Source organism: Ruegeria sp. AN11 (assembly GCF_056536005.1).
In genome coordinates this window covers 1,915,396-1,934,826 of the sequence record NZ_JBQFJD010000001.1, presented here as the reverse complement: position 1 = coordinate 1,934,826, position 19,431 = coordinate 1,915,396, and the positions used below count along the sequence as shown (strand labels likewise).

20 protein-coding genes are annotated in these 19,431 nt (G+C 60.5%); 12 read left to right on the top strand and 8 right to left on the bottom strand.

The genetic code is table 11. The annotated features are described in order from the left end of the window. Positions 1–63: 63 nt before the first annotated feature. From topA to tldD, 3 genes are all read right to left on the bottom strand, one after another. Positions 64–2,685, bottom strand: a complete 2,622-nt coding sequence (gene topA, locus ACR3EQ_RS09540) for a type I DNA topoisomerase (protein ID WP_170613260.1) — start codon at positions 2,683–2,685, stop codon at positions 64–66. A gap of 172 nt (positions 2,686–2,857) precedes the next feature. Next, the gene (gene dprA / locus ACR3EQ_RS09535; protein WP_170825134.1) at positions 2,858–4,000 is read right to left on the bottom strand and encodes a DNA-processing protein DprA; all 1,143 of its coding nucleotides are present in this window, start codon (positions 3,998–4,000) and stop codon (positions 2,858–2,860) included. A 240-nt stretch (positions 4,001–4,240) separates the two neighbouring features. Further along, complete coding sequence (gene tldD, locus ACR3EQ_RS09530; RefSeq protein ID WP_480490466.1) at positions 4,241–5,662, bottom strand: metalloprotease TldD; 1,422 nt, start codon at positions 5,660–5,662, stop codon at positions 4,241–4,243. A gap of 176 nt (positions 5,663–5,838) precedes the next feature. Here tldD and coxB point away from each other — a divergent pair, with 176 nt between their 5' ends. The 11 genes from coxB to ACR3EQ_RS09475 all read left to right on the top strand — a co-directional run bounded on the left by coxB (position 5,839) and on the right by ACR3EQ_RS09475 (position 15,821). Further along, on the top strand, positions 5,839–6,750 hold the full coding sequence (coxB, locus tag ACR3EQ_RS09525) for a cytochrome c oxidase subunit II (RefSeq protein WP_170613254.1): 912 nt from the start codon (positions 5,839–5,841) through the stop codon (positions 6,748–6,750). Between the two features lie 84 nt (positions 6,751–6,834). Continuing rightward, a complete protein-coding gene (gene cyoE / locus ACR3EQ_RS09520) occupies positions 6,835–7,791 on the top strand; it encodes a heme o synthase (protein ID WP_170613252.1) in 957 nt (318 codons plus the stop codon). Continuing rightward, the gene (locus ACR3EQ_RS09515; RefSeq protein ID WP_170613250.1) at positions 7,788–7,949 is read left to right on the top strand and encodes a hypothetical protein; all 162 of its coding nucleotides are present in this window, start codon (positions 7,788–7,790) and stop codon (positions 7,947–7,949) included. Before cyoE ends, ACR3EQ_RS09515 begins: the two co-directional genes overlap by 4 nt. Continuing rightward, entirely contained in the window at positions 7,949–8,524 is a 576-nt protein-coding gene (locus ACR3EQ_RS09510; protein ID WP_170619417.1) for a cytochrome c oxidase assembly protein, read from the top strand. The genes ACR3EQ_RS09515 and ACR3EQ_RS09510 overlap by 1 nt, the downstream gene beginning before the upstream one ends. Before the next feature lie 22 nt (positions 8,525–8,546). Continuing rightward, positions 8,547–9,362 carry a cytochrome c oxidase subunit 3 gene (locus ACR3EQ_RS09505; RefSeq protein WP_170613246.1) on the top strand — a complete coding sequence of 272 codons (816 nt, stop codon included), beginning with the start codon at positions 8,547–8,549 and terminating at the stop codon, positions 9,360–9,362. A gap of 156 nt (positions 9,363–9,518) precedes the next feature. Continuing rightward, positions 9,519–10,196, top strand: a complete 678-nt coding sequence (locus ACR3EQ_RS09500) for an SURF1 family protein (RefSeq protein ID WP_170613244.1) — start codon at positions 9,519–9,521, stop codon at positions 10,194–10,196. Next, a complete protein-coding gene (gene thrC, locus ACR3EQ_RS09495; protein ID WP_170613242.1) occupies positions 10,193–11,581 on the top strand; it encodes a threonine synthase in 1,389 nt (462 codons plus the stop codon). The genes ACR3EQ_RS09500 and thrC overlap by 4 nt, the downstream gene beginning before the upstream one ends. After that, a complete protein-coding gene (locus ACR3EQ_RS09490) occupies positions 11,578–12,840 on the top strand; it encodes a M16 family metallopeptidase (RefSeq protein WP_170613240.1) in 1,263 nt (420 codons plus the stop codon). The genes thrC and ACR3EQ_RS09490 overlap by 4 nt, the downstream gene beginning before the upstream one ends. Beyond that, positions 12,840–13,424, top strand: a complete 585-nt coding sequence (locus ACR3EQ_RS09485) for a GNAT family N-acetyltransferase (protein WP_170613774.1) — start codon at positions 12,840–12,842, stop codon at positions 13,422–13,424. Before ACR3EQ_RS09490 ends, ACR3EQ_RS09485 begins: the two co-directional genes overlap by 1 nt. 124 nt (positions 13,425–13,548) lie before the next feature. Beyond that, entirely contained in the window at positions 13,549–14,367 is an 819-nt protein-coding gene (locus ACR3EQ_RS09480) for an MBL fold metallo-hydrolase (protein WP_170815908.1), read from the top strand. Between the two features lie 38 nt (positions 14,368–14,405). Continuing rightward, the gene (locus ACR3EQ_RS09475; protein ID WP_170619415.1) at positions 14,406–15,821 is read left to right on the top strand and encodes an FAD-binding oxidoreductase; all 1,416 of its coding nucleotides are present in this window, start codon (positions 14,406–14,408) and stop codon (positions 15,819–15,821) included. Between the two features lie 34 nt (positions 15,822–15,855). Here ACR3EQ_RS09475 and ACR3EQ_RS09470 read toward each other — a convergent pair whose 3' ends face one another. The 3 genes from ACR3EQ_RS09470 to ACR3EQ_RS09460 all read right to left on the bottom strand — a co-directional run bounded on the left by ACR3EQ_RS09470 (position 15,856) and on the right by ACR3EQ_RS09460 (position 17,263). Beyond that, positions 15,856–16,338 (bottom strand): fasciclin domain-containing protein, encoded by a 483-nt coding sequence (locus ACR3EQ_RS09470; protein ID WP_170613234.1) that lies wholly within the window; start codon positions 16,336–16,338, stop codon positions 15,856–15,858. A gap of 170 nt (positions 16,339–16,508) precedes the next feature. Then, the gene (locus tag ACR3EQ_RS09465) at positions 16,509–17,048 is read right to left on the bottom strand and encodes an adenine phosphoribosyltransferase (protein WP_170619414.1); all 540 of its coding nucleotides are present in this window, start codon (positions 17,046–17,048) and stop codon (positions 16,509–16,511) included. Between the two features lie 80 nt (positions 17,049–17,128). Beyond that, on the bottom strand, positions 17,129–17,263 hold the full coding sequence (locus ACR3EQ_RS09460) for a hypothetical protein (RefSeq protein WP_480440744.1): 135 nt from the start codon (positions 17,261–17,263) through the stop codon (positions 17,129–17,131). 107 nt (positions 17,264–17,370) lie between these two features. On the opposite strand from ACR3EQ_RS09460, the gene ACR3EQ_RS09455 reads away from it, so the two are divergent. Beyond that, positions 17,371–17,544, top strand: coding sequence for a hypothetical protein (locus tag ACR3EQ_RS09455; RefSeq protein WP_170613230.1), 174 nt, complete (start codon positions 17,371–17,373; stop codon positions 17,542–17,544). Positions 17,545–17,546: 2 nt separating this feature from the next. On the opposite strand, the gene ACR3EQ_RS09450 is transcribed toward ACR3EQ_RS09455, so the two are convergent. Both ACR3EQ_RS09450 and ACR3EQ_RS09445 read right to left on the bottom strand, forming a co-directional pair. Then, positions 17,547–18,176, bottom strand: coding sequence for a LysE family translocator (locus ACR3EQ_RS09450; protein ID WP_170613228.1), 630 nt, complete (start codon positions 18,174–18,176; stop codon positions 17,547–17,549). Positions 18,177–18,226: 50 nt separating this feature from the next. Continuing rightward, positions 18,227–19,243 carry a DUF418 domain-containing protein gene (locus ACR3EQ_RS09445; RefSeq protein WP_170613226.1) on the bottom strand — a complete coding sequence of 339 codons (1,017 nt, stop codon included), beginning with the start codon at positions 19,241–19,243 and terminating at the stop codon, positions 18,227–18,229. Positions 19,244–19,431: the final 188 nt, after the last annotated feature.

Below are 19,431 nucleotides of genomic sequence, written 5' to 3'. Positions count from 1 at the left end.
GCCGCCACGTCACGGGGAAGTCAATGAAACCAGAGGGCAATGGTATTTCTACCTAGCCCCGTCTCAGCCCGCCTTCTTGGCTGTCTTCTTGGCAGCGGCCTTCTTCTTTGGCGCAGCTTTTTTCTTGGTGCCCTTCTTGGCCGCACGCTCGTTGACCAGTTCAACGGCCATTTCCTGCGTCACGTCTTCGGGTTTTACGTCCTTGGGAATGGTCGCGTTGACTTTCTCCCATTTCACATACGGCCCGTAGCGCCCGTCCAGAACCTGCATCGCGCCGCCATCGGGATGCTCGCCCAGTTCCTTCAGCGGTTTGGCCGCCGCACTACGGCCCCGACCGGGGTTGGCCCGTTTTTCGGCCAGCAGTTCCACGGCCCGGTTCATCCCGATCTCGAACACGTCATTAGGGTCTTTGAGGTTGGCGTAAACCGGTTTGGCTTCATCGGCCAGTTGATGCATCAGGTAAGGCCCGAAGCGACCGAAATTCGCGCTGATCATTCCGCCTTCGGGGTGTTCGCCGATCTGGCGGGGCAGGCTGAGAAGGGTCAGCGCCTTGTCCAAATCCATGTCATCCTTGCTCCAGCCACGCGGCAGCGACGCACGGGGTGGTTTTTTGTTCTCCGGCGTCGGCTCGCCACGCTGGACATAAGGACCAAAGCGGCCGGATTTCAGCCAGATCTCATCACCCGCATCCTCGCCCAGAAGACGTTCGTCGCCTTCCGCGCCTTCACCGGCGATCGGACGGGTATACGTGCATTCCGGGTAGTTGCCGCACCCGACGAATCCGCCGGTGCGCGACGTCTTCAGGTGCAATTGCCCCACGCCGCATTTCGGGCAGATACGCGGATCCGACCCGTCCTCGCGCGGCGGATAAAGCTGCGGTGCCAGCGCTTCGTCCAGCTTGTCCAGCACTTCCGAAATGCGCAGCTCCGAGGTCTCGCCAATTGCAGCCGAAAACTCGCGCCAGAACTTGCCCAACAGATCCTTGTAGTCGCGATCCCCGGCGCTGACGTCGTCCAGCTGTTCTTCCAGATTGGCGGTGAACTCATAGCCCACGTACTGACGGAAGAAATTCAGCAGGAAGATGGTGACGATGCGGCCCTTTTCTTCAGGGATCAGCCGGTTTTTGTCCTTGCGCACATATTCCCGGTCCTGGATCGTCGTCACGATCGAGGCATAGGTCGAAGGGCGACCGATCCCCAATTCCTCCATCCGTTTGACCAAAGTGGCCTCGGTGTAACGCGGGGGCGGTTGGGTGTGATGTTGCAGGGCCAGAACGGCTTCATTCTCGGACAGGATGGCGGCCTTGTCATCGTTCGTGGCCTTTGTGTGCTGATCCCGCAATGAGGTCTTGGCAAACGGGGCAGGGTCCCCCTTCATGATCTGAGGCAGGCGTTTTTCGTCGTCATCCGTGACGTCATCGCGGCCCTCTTCATAGACGCGCATGAACCCGTCGAACAAAACCACCTGCCCGGTGGCGCGCAGACCGACCTGACCGTCGGCGCTGCCAATCTCGACCGTGGTCCGCTCCAGCCGGGCGGCGGCCATCTGGCAGGCGATTGTACGTTTCCAGATCAGATCATAAAGCTTGCGCTGATCCTCATCCGTGACCTTCAGCGCCTTGGCATCGCGGGTCATATCCGTCGGGCGGATACATTCATGCGCTTCCTGAGCGTTCTTGGCCTTGTTCTTATACATGCGCGGGCTGTCTGGCACGTATTCTGCGCCATATCGGTCGGCGATGGCGTCGCGGGTGGCAGTCACAGCTTCGGGTGCCATGTCGATGCCGTCAGTCCGCATATATGTAATGTAACCCGCCTCATACAGCCGCTGCGCCACCTGCATCGCGTGGCGGGCTCCCATGCCGAACTTGCGGCTGGCTTCCTGCTGCAGCGTGGATGTCATGAACGGCGCGCTTGGGTTGCGGGCGGCAGGCTTGGCCTCGACTGATGTCACGCTCAACGCGCGGCTGGTGATGGCCTGAACTGCCAATTCGGCTTGTGTCGAATTGGTCAGGTCGTGCTTGTCCAGCTTTTTTCCGGCCAGCGTGACCAGCCGGGCCTCGTAGGTCTGGCCGCGGGGCGTTTCGAACAAGGCCCGCACCGACCAGTATTCGACCGGCTTGAACGCCTCGATCTCCATCTCGCGCTCGACGATCAACCGCAGACAGACCGACTGCACCCGGCCAGCCGACCGCGCGCCGGGCAGCTTGCGCCACAGAACGGGTGACAGGTTGAACCCCACCAGGTAATCCAGCGCACGGCGGGCCAGATAAGCCTCGACCAGCGGCATGTCCACCTGACGCGGGTTCTGCATCGCCTGCGTCACAGCCTCTTTGGTGATGGCGTTGAATGTAACCCGGCTGACCGGTGTGTCTTTCTTGATCGAGCGCCGCTTGGTCAGCGCTTCCTGCAGGTGCCAGCTGATTGCTTCGCCCTCGCGATCGGGGTCAGTGGCCAGGATCAGCGCATTGTCGTCCTTAAGTGCGTCGGCGATGGCCTTGACGTGCTTGCGGCTGTCATTGCCGACTTCCCATTTCATCGAGAATTCATGCTCTGGATCAACCGATCCATCCTTCGGCGGCAAGTCGCGTACATGGCCGTACGAGGCCAGAACGGTGTAGTCGGGGCCCAGATATTTGTTGATCGTTTTTGCTTTGGCCGGAGATTCTACAACAACTACAGGCATTTAAGATGAATCCTTGCTCGACAGGCTTTGCGCTTTGTATGGCGGTGCAAAATGTGTGCGGCAAGATCGAATTGTCAATGCGTACCTTGCCGCATCCAGTTTTTCCCGCAATTTCAGGGCTCTGGCCGGGCCAAATTTCTTCAAACAGACGGGGCCAAGCAAAAGCCGGTGATCAGGCTACTCGCGAAAGCAGGCCGCCCGCCTGCCGCTGGATTCGTCCGTCCAGTTCCAGATCCAGCAAGGCCGGGGCGATGGCCTCGGCCGAGGCGGCAATGTCCCGGATCAACTGGTCTTCGGCCACTGGCGAAGGACCCAGCCGCGCCAGAATTTCGGCCTGCAAGACTGACGCCTCTGGCATTGCAGGGGCGTCAGACGAAGGTTGAAGGCTTAGCGGAAGTTCCGGCGCCTCTGCCACAGATTGTTGCGGCGGCAGCGCGTCAATCACGTCTTGCGCGGAACGGACCAGCGTTGCGCCATCGCGGATCAGCAGATTGCACCCGGCGGCGCGGGCATCGAACGGGTGGCCGGGTACGGCCAGAACCTCGCGCCCCTGATCCAGCGCGTCCCGCGCCGTGATCAGACTGCCGGATTTTGCCGCCGCCTCGACCACCACAACCGCCTGCGCGAGGCCCGAGATGATGCGGTTGCGCCGCGGGAAATGCCGTGCCTGCGGCGTCACCCCCATCGGCTGTTCGGACAATCGCAGGCCCTTGCGTGCAATATCGTTCGCAAGATCGGTATTTTCCGCCGGATAAACAACGTCGACCCCGCCTGCCAGAACAGCCACCGTCCCGGTGTCCAGCGACGCGATGTGCGCGGATGTGTCGATGCCGCGCGCCATGCCTGAGACGACCGTATAACCGCACGCCCCAAGCTCTTTCGCCAGGTTCCGGGCCATACGCCCCCCGAGGGACGAGCAGTTGCGCGCGCCGACCAAAGCAATTGCGGGTTTTGCCAGTACGCTGATGTCACCGATGGCCCACAGCATCGGGGGTGCATCAGACAGGGTCGACAGGGAAGCGGGGAAGTCAGCGGCCCCAAGGCACAGAAGCCGCGCTTTTGCGGCTTTTGCAGCCCTGAGTTCCGCCTCAATCACGCCGGGTGGGCATATTTCATAGTCTTCGATCCCGGCGGCGCGTGCCATTTCCGGCAACGCGGCCAGCGCATTCTGCGCCGAGCCATGTTCGCGCAACAGTCGCCGGAATGTTGCCGGGCCAACCTTGCGTGAGCGCAACAGACGGAGCCAGGAAAACCGGTCCTCTTCCGTGGTGGGTGGGAGTGGGGGGTGATAGGAAGAAAGCTGCTCTTCAGTCATCCGTTGCTCCGCCTGATTGCAGAACTGGTTTACGGGATGCGGGGTTAACAGCCTGTAAATCGTTGAAAATTATATGCTATTTGCACAGGTGGTGTACTTTGGTTGCAGGATAACCATCGGAAAGTAAAAAGAAAAACCGCGATAGCTTTCCTTGCGCAGTTCGCGGTCATTCCAATGCAGAAATCAAAAAATCAGGCGCAGTGTTAACCCTGCGCCCTTGAGTCTCCAATTGATTCCCGCTCAGGCGGCCGATCCGCCCACTGTCAGGCCATCCATCAGAACGGTTGGTTGGCCGACCCCTACGGGCACCCATTGCCCGTCCTTGCCGCAGGTGCCCATGCCCGGGTCCAGCTCCATGTCATTCCCAAGCCCGCGAATGCGCTTCAGGGCGGAAGGGCCATCCCCGATCAGCGTCGCGCCCTTGACTGGCGCACCGATCTTGCCGTTCTCGACCCGATACGCCTCGGTGCAGGAGAAAACGAACTTGCCGTTGGTGATATCCACCTGGCCACCGCCGAAGCCCACGGCCCAGATACCGTCCTTGATGTCCGCAACCAGGGCGGCAGGGTCCGCATCGCCTCCCAGCATGATCGTGTTGGTCATGCGTGGCATTGGCTTGTGCGCATAGCTTTGCCGCCGCCCGTTGCCGGTGGGCGCGACATTCATCAGCCGTGCGTTCTGGCGGTCCTGCATATACCCCGTCAGTATTCCGTCTTCGATCAGAACCGTGCGGGAACTGGGCGTGCCTTCGTCGTCCACCGTGATCGAGCCACGCCGGTCCGCGATGGTGCCGTCATCGACGACAGTCACACCCCTGGACGCGATCGGTTGCCCCATCAGCCCGGCAAAGGCTGAACTGCCCTTGCGATTGAAATCCCCTTCAAGCCCGTGCCCAATCGCCTCGTGCAGCAGGATACCGGGCCAGCCGGGGCCGAGGGCCACTTCCATCACACCGGCCGGGGCAGGGACTGCGTCCAGGTTGACCAGAGCGATGCGCAATGCCTCGCGCGCCTTGTCCTGCCAGTCCGCCGGATCGATCAGCCCATCCAGACCGACACGGCCACCGCCGCCTGCCGAACCGCTTTCGCGGCGTCCGTTCTGCTCCACGATGACCGAGATGTTCAGACGGGTCATCGGGCGCACGTCGCGCACCAGAACGCCATCAGGGCGCAGAATCTCAACCTCCTGTACTGCGGCTGCGATGGTTGCGCTGACCTGAACCACCCGGGGGTCGAGATCGCGGGAAAACGCATCAATCTCGCGCAGCGTCTCGATTTTGACCGGAAAGCTGGCGGTTTCGATCGGATCCTCATCTGTGTAAAGCCGCTTGTTGGTCGCCCGCGGTGCCTCGGCCAGCGTGCCACCGCCATCCCCGACCGCCAGCTGCGCGGTCTCGGCCGCCCGTTTCAGCGCGGGGATCGAAACGTCCGTGGAATGCGCATATCCGGCAACTTCGCCCTGCACGGCGCGCAGTCCGAATCCTTCGGACGCATCATAAGACGCGGTGCGCAGGCGACCGTCATCAAAGACCAGAGATTCGGATTTGCGGCGTTCCACGAACAGCTCGCCATCCTCGGCCCCCGCCGTTGCCGATTGCAGCACCGCAAGCGCTTCATCATGCGGAATTGCGGTTTCAAAGGGGCGAAACGGGTCGTTTGACATGGCTTGGGGCCTTTCCGGTTTGATCCAGATCAAAAATAGCGTCTGTTTGACGCAAGCATTTTGCTTTATCTACCCGCAGGAATATGGTTTTTAACGCGGCCAAAGACAACGGGAGAGGTGTGGCCGATTCACACCTTTTCGCCAGGGACGCAAAGATCAAACGATCAGGACAGAAAATGAAGAATGCTTTGATGCTTTCGGGGTTTATGACAGCCCTCTCCAGCCTTCCCGCCATGGCTCAGGAGCTTGAGATTATCGGCAAGCCGACCGATGGCGGCATGGGTTTCCAGCCCGCCGCCACCAGCCTGGCCGAAGGCATTCGGGATCTGGATGGGATGATTCTGGTCATCATCACCGCCGTTTGCTTGCTGGTTGGTGGCCTGCTGCTTTACTGCATCGTGCGCTACAATCAGCGCGTTAACCCGAAGCCAGCCGGTTTCTCTCACTACACCCCGGTCGAGATCGCCTGGACGCTTGGCCCGATCCTGATTCTGGTCTTCATTGGCGCCTTCTCGCTGCCGGTTCTGTTCAAGCAGCAGGAAATTCCCGAAGGCGACGTGGTGATCAAGGTTGTCGGCAACCAGTGGTACTGGACCTATGAATACGTCGATCACGACTTTGCGTTCGACAGCTACCTGCTGGGCCACCCGGCCACCCTGGACGAAGGTGCCCGCCCAGCTGACGCTGACGTGACGCCGTTTGTTTTGGACGACGCGATGCGCGCCAAGCTGGCCGATTCCGGATACAGCGACGATGAATGGCTGTTGGCCACCGACACTGCGGTTGTCGTTCCGGTGAACAAGGTCGTCGTCATGCAGGTGACCGCATCCGATGTGATCCACTCGTGGACGATCCCGTCCTTCGGCGTGAAGCAGGACGGTGTACCCGGTCGTCTGGCCGAGCTGTGGTTCGAGGCCGACAAGGAAGGCATCTATTTCGGCCAGTGTTCGGAACTGTGCGGCAAAGACCACGCCTATATGCCGATCACCGTCAAGGTCGTCAGCCAGGAAGCCTATGATGAATGGCTGAAGAGTGCGATCGACGAATACGCAGGCCTGCCGCAATCCTATCAGATTGCTGCCAAGTAAACGCGACAGGGCGGGCTGGCCCCGCCTGAAACAACATGCAGGCTGCGCGGTAATCGCGCAGCTTTCGCCCACAAAGGACCGGAAATGAGCGACGCAAGCTTCAATGCCAGCACCGTGACCGCGAAGGGATACGCGGACGAGGCCAGCTTTGGCGATTATTTCGCCCTGCTGAAGCCGCGTGTGATGTCTCTGGTCGTGTTCACCGCGCTGGTCGGTCTGCTGGCGGCTCCGGTTTCCGTGAATCCCGTGGTCGGTTTTTGCGCCATTCTGTTCATTGCCATAGGTGGCGGTGCGTCCGGCGCGCTGAACATGTGGTGGGATGCGGACATCGACAAGGTGATGAAACGCACCAAGGGTCGTCCCATCCCGTCCGGCAAGGTTGAACCGGGTGAGGCGATGGCGCTAGGCCTCGCGTTGTCGGGCATGTCGGTCATCATGCTGGCGCTGGCTACGAACATCTTTGCCGGTGCGTTTCTTGCCTTTACTATCTTTTTCTATGTCGTGATCTACACGATGTGGCTAAAGCGCCTGACGCCGCAGAACATCGTGATCGGCGGCGCGGCCGGAGCGTTCCCGCCGGTGATCGGCTGGGTTGCCGCCACAGGCTCCATGACGCTTGAGCCGTGGCTGATGTTCGCTCTGACCTTCATGTGGACGCCGCCGCATTTCTGGGCGCTGGCCTTGTTCATGCGCACGGATTACGACGATGCCGGTGTTCCGATGCTGACGGTCACTCATGGGCGACGCGCGACCCGTGTGCATATCCTGATCTATACTGCGCTGCTGGCCATTCTAGCGGTTGGCACGGCCTTCTCGGGCATTGGCGGCCCGGTCTATCTGACCGTCGCCCTTGTTCTGAATGCGCTGTTCCTGCGCGGCGCATGGCGGATTTCCCGCCGCACCGAAGACGATGCCGAGGCGGACAATTTCAAGGTCGAGCGTGGCTTTTTCAAACTGTCGCTGTTGTATCTGTTCCTGCATTTCGGCGCCATTCTCGTGGAAGCGCTGCTGAAGCCCTATGGGCTGGGAGGCTGGTCATGAGCCTGCGCAAGAGCCACGAGTTGCACCACCGCCGTTTCAGCCGCAATCTGGGCGTGGGGCTGACCCTCGCCGCATTCATCGTGATCATCTTCGGCCTGACCATCGCCAAGGTTTCCAGCAGTTCCTTCACGGGTCCCGCTGTCGAGGTGCAGAACTGATGGCGATGTCGGGTCCTCAAAAAACGGTTGTGCAACTGGTCGGTGTGGTCGTCCTGATGGGCGGTTTGGCCTGGGCTGCGGTGCCGTTTTACAACTGGTTCTGCAGGGTTACGGGCTTTGGCGGCACCACCGGCGTCGCGCAGCAAGCCCCTGATGATATTCTCGACCGCATGGTCACGATCCGTTTCGACGGCTCCAAGGCCAAGGGCATGCCGTGGGAGTTCAAGCCCGTCGAACGCGAGATGAAGGTCCGCATCGGGGAAACCGGGCTGGCCTTTTACGAGGCCTACAATCCGACCGACAAACCCATTGCCGGGCAGGCGTCCTATAACGTGACGCCGTATTCGGCAGGCGGGTATTTCCAGAAGATCGCCTGCTTCTGCTTTGACGAGCAGGTATTGCAGCCGGGTGAGCGGGTCGAGATGCCCGTAACCTTCTTTGTCGACCCCGAAATCGTCGAAGACCCCGAAGCACAGTATGTTCATACGATCACTCTGTCGTATACATTCTACGAAATCGACCTGCCCGAGGGCTATGCCGCCCTTGACGTGCAGGCAGACACAAATACGAACTAACGCCTTAAGGTGAGGGACACTGATGGCACACGCTAAAGACCATGACTACCACATTCTGAACCCCTCGATCTGGCCGCTTGTTGGCGCCGTCGGTGGTTTTGTGATGCTGTTTGGAGCCGTCCTGTGGATGCACGGAATCACTCCGTGGATATTCTGGGCCGGTCTGGTGGCCGTTCTCTACACCATGTTCGCCTGGTGGTCCGAAGTGGTGGTTGAAAGCCGTCAGGGCGACCACACGCCAGTTGTCCGTATCGGTCTGCGCTATGGCTTCATTCTGTTCGTGATGTCCGAGGTGATGTTCTTCTTTGCCTGGTTCTGGTCGTTCTTCAAACATCGGATGTACCCGATGTACGACTATGCCGGCACCGAATACATCCAGCCGGACATCCACGCGGTTGACCCGTTCCACCTGCCGCTGATCAACACGCTGGTTCTGCTGTTGTCGGGCTGCGCGATCACCTGGGCGCACCACGCGCTTGTGCACGGCAATGACCGAAAGGCACTGGTGCAGGGTCTGGCAATCGGTATCGCGCTGGGTATTGCGTTTACCTTCCTGCAGGGTTTCGAATATTACGAACTGCTGGCCCACGGTGGTTGGGAATTCGGCGGCGATCAGTTCTATTCGAACTTCTTCATGGCAACCGGGTTCCATGGCGCACACGTGATCATCGGCACCATCTTCCTGACGGTCTGTCTGATCCGCGCACTGAAAGGCGATTTCACGCCCGAGAAACACGTCGGTTTCGAAGCGGCCGCCTGGTATTGGCACTTCGTGGACGTTGTCTGGCTGTTCCTGTTCTTTGCCGTCTACATCTGGGGTCAGGCCCCGCTGATGTAACTCCGCTTTGGTGATCCAATTGCAAAAGCCGCCCTTTGGGGCGGCTTTTTCTCTATCCGGGGCGCAAGATTGCGCCCCATACAATTGCTTGGTTGCAATTCGGGTCGCACGCCCCTTAACAAGACGCCGGTTCCTGCAATGAGGTTTGCCCAAGCCATGCGCCGCTTTCTGTTTCTGCTGATCTTCGGCCTTGCCGGTCTGGGCGTGCTGGTGTCGCTGGGCGTCTGGCAGGTGCAGAGACTTGCGTGGAAACAGGGGATCCTGGCCGAGATCGAAAGCCGGATCTCAGCCGAGCCCGTTGCTTTGCCTCCGCAGGTTTCGGAGGATGCCGACAAGTATCTGCCGGTCACTGTCTCTGGCGAAATGGAACCGGGCGAAATCCATGTTCTGGTTTCGGTCAAGCAGGTTGGGGCCGGGTATCGCATCATCCAGTCCTTCAGTACCGCGGATCGGACAATTCTGGTGGACCGGGGTTTCGTCCGGACCACTGCCAAGCAGGCGGAGCGTTCGACCGGGCCTATGGAGATCACCGGCAATCTGCACTGGCCCGATGAGATCGACAGCTATACGCCCGATCCGGACATCGATGACAACATCTGGTTTGCCCGGGATGTGCCAAATCTGGCCGCGGCGCTGGGAGCGGAGCCGGTGCTGTTGATTGCCCGCACGAAAACCGACCCGAATGTAACGCCTTTGCCAGTGGATGCGGCGGGTATCCCGAACGATCATTTGCAATATGCAATCACCTGGTTTGGTCTGGCTCTGGTCTGGGCCGCGATGACCGGGTACTTCCTGTGGCGCAGCCGTGCCAATACTGAGAGTGACGCGACATGAAATACATCTCGACCCGTGGGCAGGCGCCCGAACTGACCTTTGAAGAGGCGATGCTGACCGGACTGGCCCGCGATGGCGGCCTGTACCTGCCTGCCGAAATTCCGGTAATGTCACAGGACGAGATCGCCGCTCTGGCCGGTCTGTCCTATGAAGAAATCGCGTTCCGCGTGATGTGGCCCTATGTCAGCGGCTCGTTTGCCGAAGATGAGTTCAAGGAAATCATCGCCCGTGCTTACGAAGGTTTCGGCCATGATGCCCGGGCACCATTGAAGCAGCTAAACGAAAACCATTTCCTGCTGGAATTGTTCCACGGCCCGACGCTGGCATTCAAGGATTTCGCGATGCAGTTGATCGGTCAGCTGTTCCAGGTCGCTCTGAAACGGCGGGGCGATCGGGTGACCATCGTCGGCGCGACCAGCGGCGACACCGGATCGGCGGCCATCGAGGCGTTCCGGGGTCTGGATGCCGTGGACGTATTCATCTTGTATCCGCATGGCCGCGTGTCCGAGGTGCAGCGCCGTCAGATGACCACACCCGCCGATGGCAACGTGCATGCGCTTGCCGTGGATGGGGATTTCGACGATTGCCAGGCCGCGCTGAAGGATATGTTCAACGATTTCGACTTCCGCGATGGTGTGAAACTGGCGGGCGTGAACTCGATCAACTTTGCCCGTGTTCTGGCGCAGATCGTCTATTACTTTTCGGCGGCTGTCAGCCTCGGAGCCCCGCACCGCAAGGTCAGCTTTACCGTCCCCACCGGCAATTTCGGTGACATCTTCGCGGGCTATCTGGCCAAACGCATGGGGCTTCCAATCGACCGTCTGGTCGTGGCCACGAACCAGAACGACATCCTGCACCGTTGCCTGTCGGGCGAGGGGTATTTCAAGGGCGAAACCATCCCTTCGATCAGCCCGTCGATGGATATTCAGGTCAGCTCGAACTTCGAACGCGCGTTGTATTATGCCTATGGCGAAGACGGCGCCGCAGTGGCCCAATTGATGGACGAACTAAAGACGGGCGGCTTCAACGTCAGCCAGGGCGCGATGGAGGCCTTGCGTGAAAGCTTCGACTCCGGTCGCGTGTCCGAAGACGAAACGCTTGCGACGATCAAGAACACGCTCGCCCACAGCGCCGAGCTGGTTTGCCCGCATACCGCCGTCGGTGTCAGGGTCGCCGAAGCGCACCGCACGGCGGACGTGCCGATGATCACACTGGCCACCGCGCACCCGGCGAAATTCCCGGCTGCGGTCGAGAAGGCGAGCGGCGTGCATCCGCCTCTTCCATCCCGCATGTCTGATCTGTATGAACGTCCGGAACGGGTGACCCGCATTGCCAACGATCTGGGTGCCCTCGAGGATCATATCAGAAGGCATATTGCTGAGTGACTGTCAGACAGGACCAACTGAAGAACGGGTTTCGTATCGTCAGTGAACATATGCCGGGGCTGCAATCGGCGGCCATCGGTATCTGGGTAACCGCCGGCGGGCGGCACGAGCGGATCGAGCAGAACGGCATCGCCCATTTCCTTGAACACATGGCGTTCAAGGGAACCAAGCGGCGTTCCGCACTGCAGATCGCCGAGGCGATCGAAGATGTGGGCGGCTATATCAATGCCTACACCTCGCGCGAAGTAACGGCTTATTACGCACGTGTCCTGAAAGACGACGTGGCGCTGGCCATGGATGTCATCGGCGACATTGTCCTGAATCCGGTTTTCGACCCGCGCGAGATCGAAGTCGAGCGCGGCGTCATCCTGCAGGAGATCGGTCAGGCCTATGACACGCCCGACGACGTGATCTTTGACTGGTTGCAGGAGCAGAGCTATCACGACCAGCCCCTTGGCCGGACCATTCTCGGCCCAACCGAAAGGGTCAGTTCGTTCTCGCGCGAGGATCTGTCGGGCTTCGTGGCAGAGCATTACGGCCCGGATCAGATGATCCTGTCCGCCGCCGGCGCTGTGGATCACGATGCGCTGAAGAAACTGGCCGAGGAGATGTTTGGCCATCTGACACCCAGAACCGGCCTGATCGCCGAGCCTGCGCGGTTCACCGGCGGTGAGGCGCGGCAGGAAAAAGCGCTGGAACAGGCCCATTTCGCACTGGCGCTGGAAAGCCCCGGCTATCGTGACGATGCGATCTATACCGCACAGATCTACTCGACCGCACTGGGTGGCGGCATGTCCTCGCGTCTGTTTCAGGAAGTGCGCGAGACGCGCGGGCTTTGCTACACGATTTTCGCGCAGACAGGTGCCTATGCCGATACCGGGACAACCACGATCTATGCCGGAACATCGGCCGATCAGGTTGGCGAACTGGCAACGATCACCATCGACGAGATGAAGCGCGCCGCCGAAGATATGAGCGAGGAAGAGGTCGCCCGTGCCCGTGCGCAGATGAAGGCGGGGATGCTGATGGGGCTGGAAAGCCCCTCGAACCGCGCCGAACGTCTGGCGCGGCTGGTGCAGATCTGGGGCAGGGTGCCCTCGCTCGAAGATACCGTCGCCAAGATCGACGCCGTCAGCACCGAGGACGTCCGCGTCTTCGCCGAACAGATGGCCGTACAGGCCCCGGCAGCGCTGGCGCTCTATGGTCCGGTCTCGGGCGCGCCTACGCTGGCGCAATTGCAGGAGAGGCGTGCGGCGTGATGCTGTTGGGCAGACGCAAGCTGAAACTCGAAACCGAGCGGCTGAGCCTGCGTCCGCCTGTGCATTCCGATTTCAATGACTGGGCCGCGTTGCGGCGGGCGTCGCGAGATTATCTGACCCCGTGGGAGCCGATCTGGGCCCAGGATCACCTGAGCCGCAAATCCTTCACCAACCGGGTCTACTGGGCGCAGCGCTCGGTCGGCAGCAGTACCGCGATCCCGTTGTTCCTGTTTCGCCGCAGCGACAACGTACTGCTGGGGGCGATCACGCTGGACAACATCCGGCGTGGCCCGGCGCAGGCCGGAACGCTTGGCTATTGGACGGGTCAGGCGTTTGCCCGGCAGGGGTATATGCGCGAGGCCATCGGCGCGGTTGTGCACCACGCCTTTACACGCCTTGACCTGAGCCGGATCGAGGCTGCCTGCCTTCCTGAAAACAATGCCTCGCGCGGGTTGCTGGAAAGCTCGGGGTTCAAATACGAAGGCGTGGCGCAGTCATATCTGCAGATCAACGGGCGCTGGCGGACGCATGTTCTTTATGCCAGCCTGCGTTCGGACCGGCGCGGCAAGACCGACGCCGGGTAGGTGGCCCCAAAGGGGCCATCGGGGGCTCTGCCCCCGGCCGCGGCAAGCCGCGTCTCCCCCGGGATATTCTTGGCCAGATGAACAAGGGGCATGACTTGGTCGCGTTCTGCGCTACACTCTCCTCATGCGCTGGGTGGTTCTGGCATTGATGGTAATCTCGGGAGCGGTGTCGGCGCAGGAGCGGCGACCGAGCCATTGTATTGCCATTGCAGACGCGGCACCGGGCATTGAGTATCTGCATAAGGCTGCGTGGACCGACCCGGTGCCCGAGTTTTCGGTGCGCATCAGTTACATTGCCCACGCATCGTTTCTGATACAGACACGGGGTGGCTTGAACTCGGTCACCGATTTCACCGGTTTCATCGGCAGCGCCGATCTGATCCCCGACGTGGTTACGATGAACCACGCCCACAATACGCACTGGACGGCGCATCCGGATCCTGCCATCCCCCATGTCCTGCCGGGTTGGGGCGAATTCGGGCAGGGGATCGAACACTATCTTGATCTTGGTGAATTGGTGGTGCGCAACGTGTCGACCGATATCCGATCGACCCTGGGTGGGGTCGAGACCAAGGGCAATTCTATTTTCGTATTCGAGGTCGAAGGCCTGTGCATCGGCCATCTGGGGCATCTGCACCATGTCCCTTCGGACGAGCAGTTTGCCGCGTTGGGACGTTTGGATGTGGTGATGGCGGCCGTGGATGGAGGCACGACCATGCCCCTGCCCGAGATGATCACTGTCCTCAAGCGCCTCAAAAGCTCGGTTATCATACCGATGCACTGGTTCTCGGGGTTTTCGCTGGATCGGTTCCTGATTGACATCCGGGATACATTCCCGGTGGAGCGTGACGGGGTTTCCGAGATCACGGTGTCGCTCAAAACGCTCCCCGACCGGCCAACCGTCGTGGTGCTGGAGCCGCAGTACCTGATTGATCTGGAATAAGACTTGTTGCAGCCGCGTGAGTTGGGCAAGGAAGGGGCATGATATTTAATCCCGCCGATGAAACCCTTGCCCGAAGGATCGAGGCTGAACTGGGTGACGCGATCCTGCGCCCTGTCGCGGCGCGATATCTGGAAGAACCGCGCCGCCGGTTTGCCGGGCATGTCGGCCTGCTGGCCGCGCCGCGCACGGTTCACGAGGTGGCGGGCCTGATCCGCATCGCATCCGACGCACGGGTGTCGGTTGTTCCTTATGGCGGCGGAACGGGACTGGTCGGCGGGCAAGTGATGCCGGACGGACCGCCGCCGCTGCTAATATCGCTTGAGCGGATGACGGCCATCCGGGCGGTCTATCCGTCCGAGAACGTGCTGGTGGCCGAGGCTGGGGCGATTCTTGCCGATGTCCAGGCAGCTGCCGAAAGCGCCGACCGCCTGTTCCCTCTGTCCCTTGCCGCGCAGGGGTCTTGTCGCATCGGCGGGAATCTCGCGACCAATGCAGGTGGGGTGAACGTGCTGCGCTACGGTAATGCGCGTGATCTGTGCCTGGGTCTTGAGGCGGTGCTGCCGAATGGCGACATCTGGAACGGGCTCAGCCGGTTGCGCAAGGACAACACCGGCTATGATCTGCGCAACCTGTTGATCGGGTCGGAAGGGACGCTGGGGATCATCACGGCGGCCGCACTGAAGCTGTTTCCGCGCCCGGCCGGTATTGGAACCGCGATGTTTCAGGTGACGTCTGCGCAGGCCGCCATCGATCTTCTGGCGCTTGCGCGGGACCAGTTCGGCGAAGCGGTATCGACGTTCGAACTGATCCACCGGCAGGGGCTGGAGTTTCTGTCCGAAGTTCTGCCCGCCATCCGGCAACCCTTTGCGGTGCCGCCGGAATGGTGTGTGCTGATCGAACTGGGCTTGTCGCGCGGGCTTTCTCCGACAGACACGCTTGCGGACCTTTTTGAACAGGCAAGTCAGCGCGGCTTGGTCAGCGATGGTGTGATTGCCCAGAACGAAACACAGCGTCACGAGTTGTGGTCAGTGCGCGAAGACATCCCCGAGGCGAACCGGATGATCGGCTCGGTCTCCAGCCACGATATCTCGATCCCGATTTCGCGTGTCCCCGAGTTCATTCGGCGCGGCGCGGAGATTGTGGCCGGGCTTGGGCCGTACCGGATCAATTGTTTTGGACATCTCGGGGACGGGAACCTGCACTATAACGTGTTCCCGCCAAAGGGCCGCGACAGATCCGAATTCGATGCGCAACGGGCCGAGGTCAAGCATGCGGTGCATGAGCTAGTGCACGAATTCGAAGGGTCCGTCAGCGCTGAACACGGGGTCGGGCGGCTGAAAACAGATGATCTTCAGCGCTATGGAGAGCCCGCCAAGCTGTCAGTAATGCGGGCGATCAAGGCGGCACTTGACCCCAATGGGATCATGAACCCGGGTGCTGTCCTGAAGGCATAGCTGCGGCCCGTGTGATACGGGCCGCGCACTGCACTTAAGAGTCAGGCAGGATCACCTTGTCGATAACGTGGATGACGCCATTGGACGTCTCGATATCGGCCTGAACAACATTCGCGTCGTTGATCATCACGCCATTGTCCAGATCGATCGTGACCTCGCCACCCTGAACGGTTGCGGCTTTCATGTCGTCGGACAGGTCGCCGGACATCACCTTGCCGGGCACCACGTGGTAGGTCAGAACGGCGACAAGCTGGTCCTTGTTCTCGGGTTTCAGCAGGGTCTCAACCGTGCCTTCGGGCAGGGCGGCAAAGGCCTCGTCTGTGGGGGCGAAAACGGTGAACGGCCCTTCACCTTTCAACGTGTCGACAAGCTCGGCGGCCTGAACGGCTGCAACGAGGGTTTCAAAGCTTCCGGCGCCGACCGCTGTGTCAACGATGTCCTTGGAATGGCCGTCAGCGTAAGCAGCTGTTCCGACGAAAAGGCTTGCTGCACCGGCGATTGCGAGTTTGCGAAACATGGTCTGTAATCCCTTGATGGAATGCCGTTGTTGGCATCCTCTGGGCTACGCGCCGCTCTCAAGAAGAGATCACTGAATATGTCGATAAGTTTGGGTTGAACACAATGTGAACCGCGCTAAGCCGGCGCGGTCGCATATTTCCATTCACGGTTTTGTGATTGAATCGAGGCTCACAGCCCCTCGAATTCACACAGGACGTGGACATCCATGCCCATGCCTTCCAGCACCTTGCGGCCGCCCAGATCGGGCAGGTCGATGATGAATGAGCATGACACGATCTCGCCGCCCAGCCGTTCGATCAGCTTGATGCCGGCAGCGGCGGTGCCGCCGGTGGCCAGCAGGTCATCGACGACAAGGATCTTTTCACCGGGCTGAATGGCGTCGTCATGGATTTCGACGATCGCCTCGCCGTATTCCAGTTTGTAGTCCTGGCTGATCGTGGTACCGGGCAGCTTGCCTTTCTTGCGGATCGGGACAAATCCGACGCTCAGCTGATGCGCTATCGCTCCGCCCAGGATGAATCCGCGCGCCTCAAGTCCCACGACCTTGTCGATCTGCTCGCCCGCATAAGGGTGCAGCATCTGGTCGATGGCCATGCGAAACCCACGCGGGTCTGCAAACAGCGTGGTGACGTCCCGGAACATGATCCCTTCATGGGGGAAATCAACGATGGTGCGGATATAATCCTTGACCGTAGTGTGTTTGGGCATGCGCGACCCCTTGCCTCGTGCTACGCGGGGTGTTTGGCCTATCCGTGCCTTTCACGCAAGCAAAGTTTGGCTTTTCGGGCTCACCTGCGGCGCTTTGGCAGCGCCATGGGAAGGCCGTAGTAGCAGTAACGTCCCACAGGCAGCCACGACAGATGCGGCTTGCGCCAGTTGGGCTGATCTTTCAGGAGAAACGCCTGAGCGACGTTAAGGTTCATTGCTACAAGTCCTGTTTTATTGTTATGCACACGATATCTACATTCTCTATGCAATGTATATACAATGCGCAGCTAAAGGAATCGAGAATTTGACAGGGTCCAGAGGCGTGACACAGAAAATCGGTAAAGGTTCTACCAGGAAAAACAGTCAGTTGGTTCTGCGGCTGGACAGAGATGAGCGTGACGCTTTTGTCGAGTTATGTAAAGAGCTGGACACCTCGGCGGCGCGCGAAATCCGACGCTTCATTCGTGGGTTCATGAAGGAACACGCCGAGGGGTAGCGTCAGGCGGGGCGGCGCAGAATGGCGGTTGCAAATCCCATTCCGATCAACGCCAATCCGCCGAACCGGGTCATTGCGGTGATGACATTGGCACGTCCGATCATCAGGCGCAGTCGGTCGGCCAGCAGCGCATAGGCCAGCGCGTTCAGCCAGGCCAGCCCGACAAATGTAGCTATCAGGATCGTGAACTGCGGGCCCAGCGGGTCATCCGGGCGCAGGAACTGCGGCACAAAAGCGATGAAAAAGGCGATGGACTTGGGGTTCAGCGCCGTCACGGCCGCCGCATGGCCAAAAACGCCGCGCGCCGTCACCTCGCGTTCTGTGCGGACGGTGCTCAGCCCGCCAGACGGGGCGCTGCGCAGAAGTTTGATACCCAGCCAGACCAGATAGGCCGCCCCGACCCATTTCAGAACGGAAAACAAGGTGGCCGAGGCAAGAACCAGCGCCCCAAGTCCCAGCAGGGATGCCGTCATCGCCAGCAGATCGCCAAGCGCCACGCCGGTGGCCGAGGCGACGGCGACACTGCGCCCTTTCGACAAGGCGTAGCTGAGTATCAGCAAAACCGTCGGCCCGGGGATCAGCAGCAGGGCGGTGGAAGCGGCGACAAAGGCCAGCCATAGATCTGTCGACATGAGGCATCCTGTAATTTCGTCTCACAGAAAGACTTGCCGCGCGGTTGCCGTCAAGCCTTACGTGGTTCGGTTGCCCATCGCATCAGCGCCTCAAGCGGGCCCCGCTTGAAGCGGCGGAACCACATCAGTGCAAAAAGTGTCGATGCAGCGCAGAACAGCAGTGCGTACCCCACGATCTGCGGCGCGGTCAGGGAACCGTCCAGCAATCCGGCCTCATCAAGAATGCCCATCCCGATCAGGATATGTGCCATGTACAGGGTCAGGCTCTGCCTGCCCGGCGCCACCAGGGCAGGGGCCAGTTTTGCCCGCTCGATCACTGGCCATAGTTTGAGTGACAGCCCGATAATCAGACATGCCGTCCCCGCGCCCGCCATGACATAGAACGGACCGGGCGGGATGGATTCAGTGCCCAGCCAGGCCTTCAGTTCGGGGTCGTGGATCAGCATTTGCGGAAATTGCGCCAGAACGGCGGCGGCGAAACCCCAGATGATCAGGCGGTGTTGAATGCACAGAGTTTGCAACTGTGTCCTCCCGATCGCCATCCCGATCAACAAGAACGCGGTCCAGGGCAGGACCGGATGCCAGCCATTAAACAGTGCGTTGCGTAGGAACCCGGGCAAGGTCCACAGGTCGGTGTAGGTCAGGGAGGTCCGGTCCCAGCCCCGGTCATAGTCGAAACTGAGCATCGCAAGCACCGACAGTGCGACAATCCCAAACGCGCCCAGCCACAAGCCGCGCGTCGTGGCGGTCAGGAACGCCGCGCCGGCAACAAAATACAGCGCGTAGAAATGCAGGATGTCCGCGTCGAACACGGTCATGTTGATCAGGCCCAGCCCGAATAGAAATGCGGCGCGGCGCAACAGCAGACTGGCAGAAATTTGCGACAACCCGATGCCAACCCCAGCCAGCACCACAAACAGCGCAGCCGCGCGCCCCTCCAGCGCATCGACCAGAGCCGAGGCCCAGTCACGGCCCGGTTCCACGCCGGCTGCAATTCGGAAATTGACCAGCACCATGCCGCAAAAGGCCAAGTAGCGGGCGGCATCCAGCGCCTTGAGACGTGTCATCGGTCCTCACATTTGGCGGTGGCCGGCTAAATATTTGCCGCCACACGATAATCTTCGTCAACATGGAGAGGTCGCCGCGCGTTTCAACCATGTAAAGTGCGAAACCTGCGCTGGCTGGCTTCGTGGCAACAGATTAAGATTCAATAAAGCACTGTACCCGAGCCTTGAAATACGGCTCAAAGCGTCAG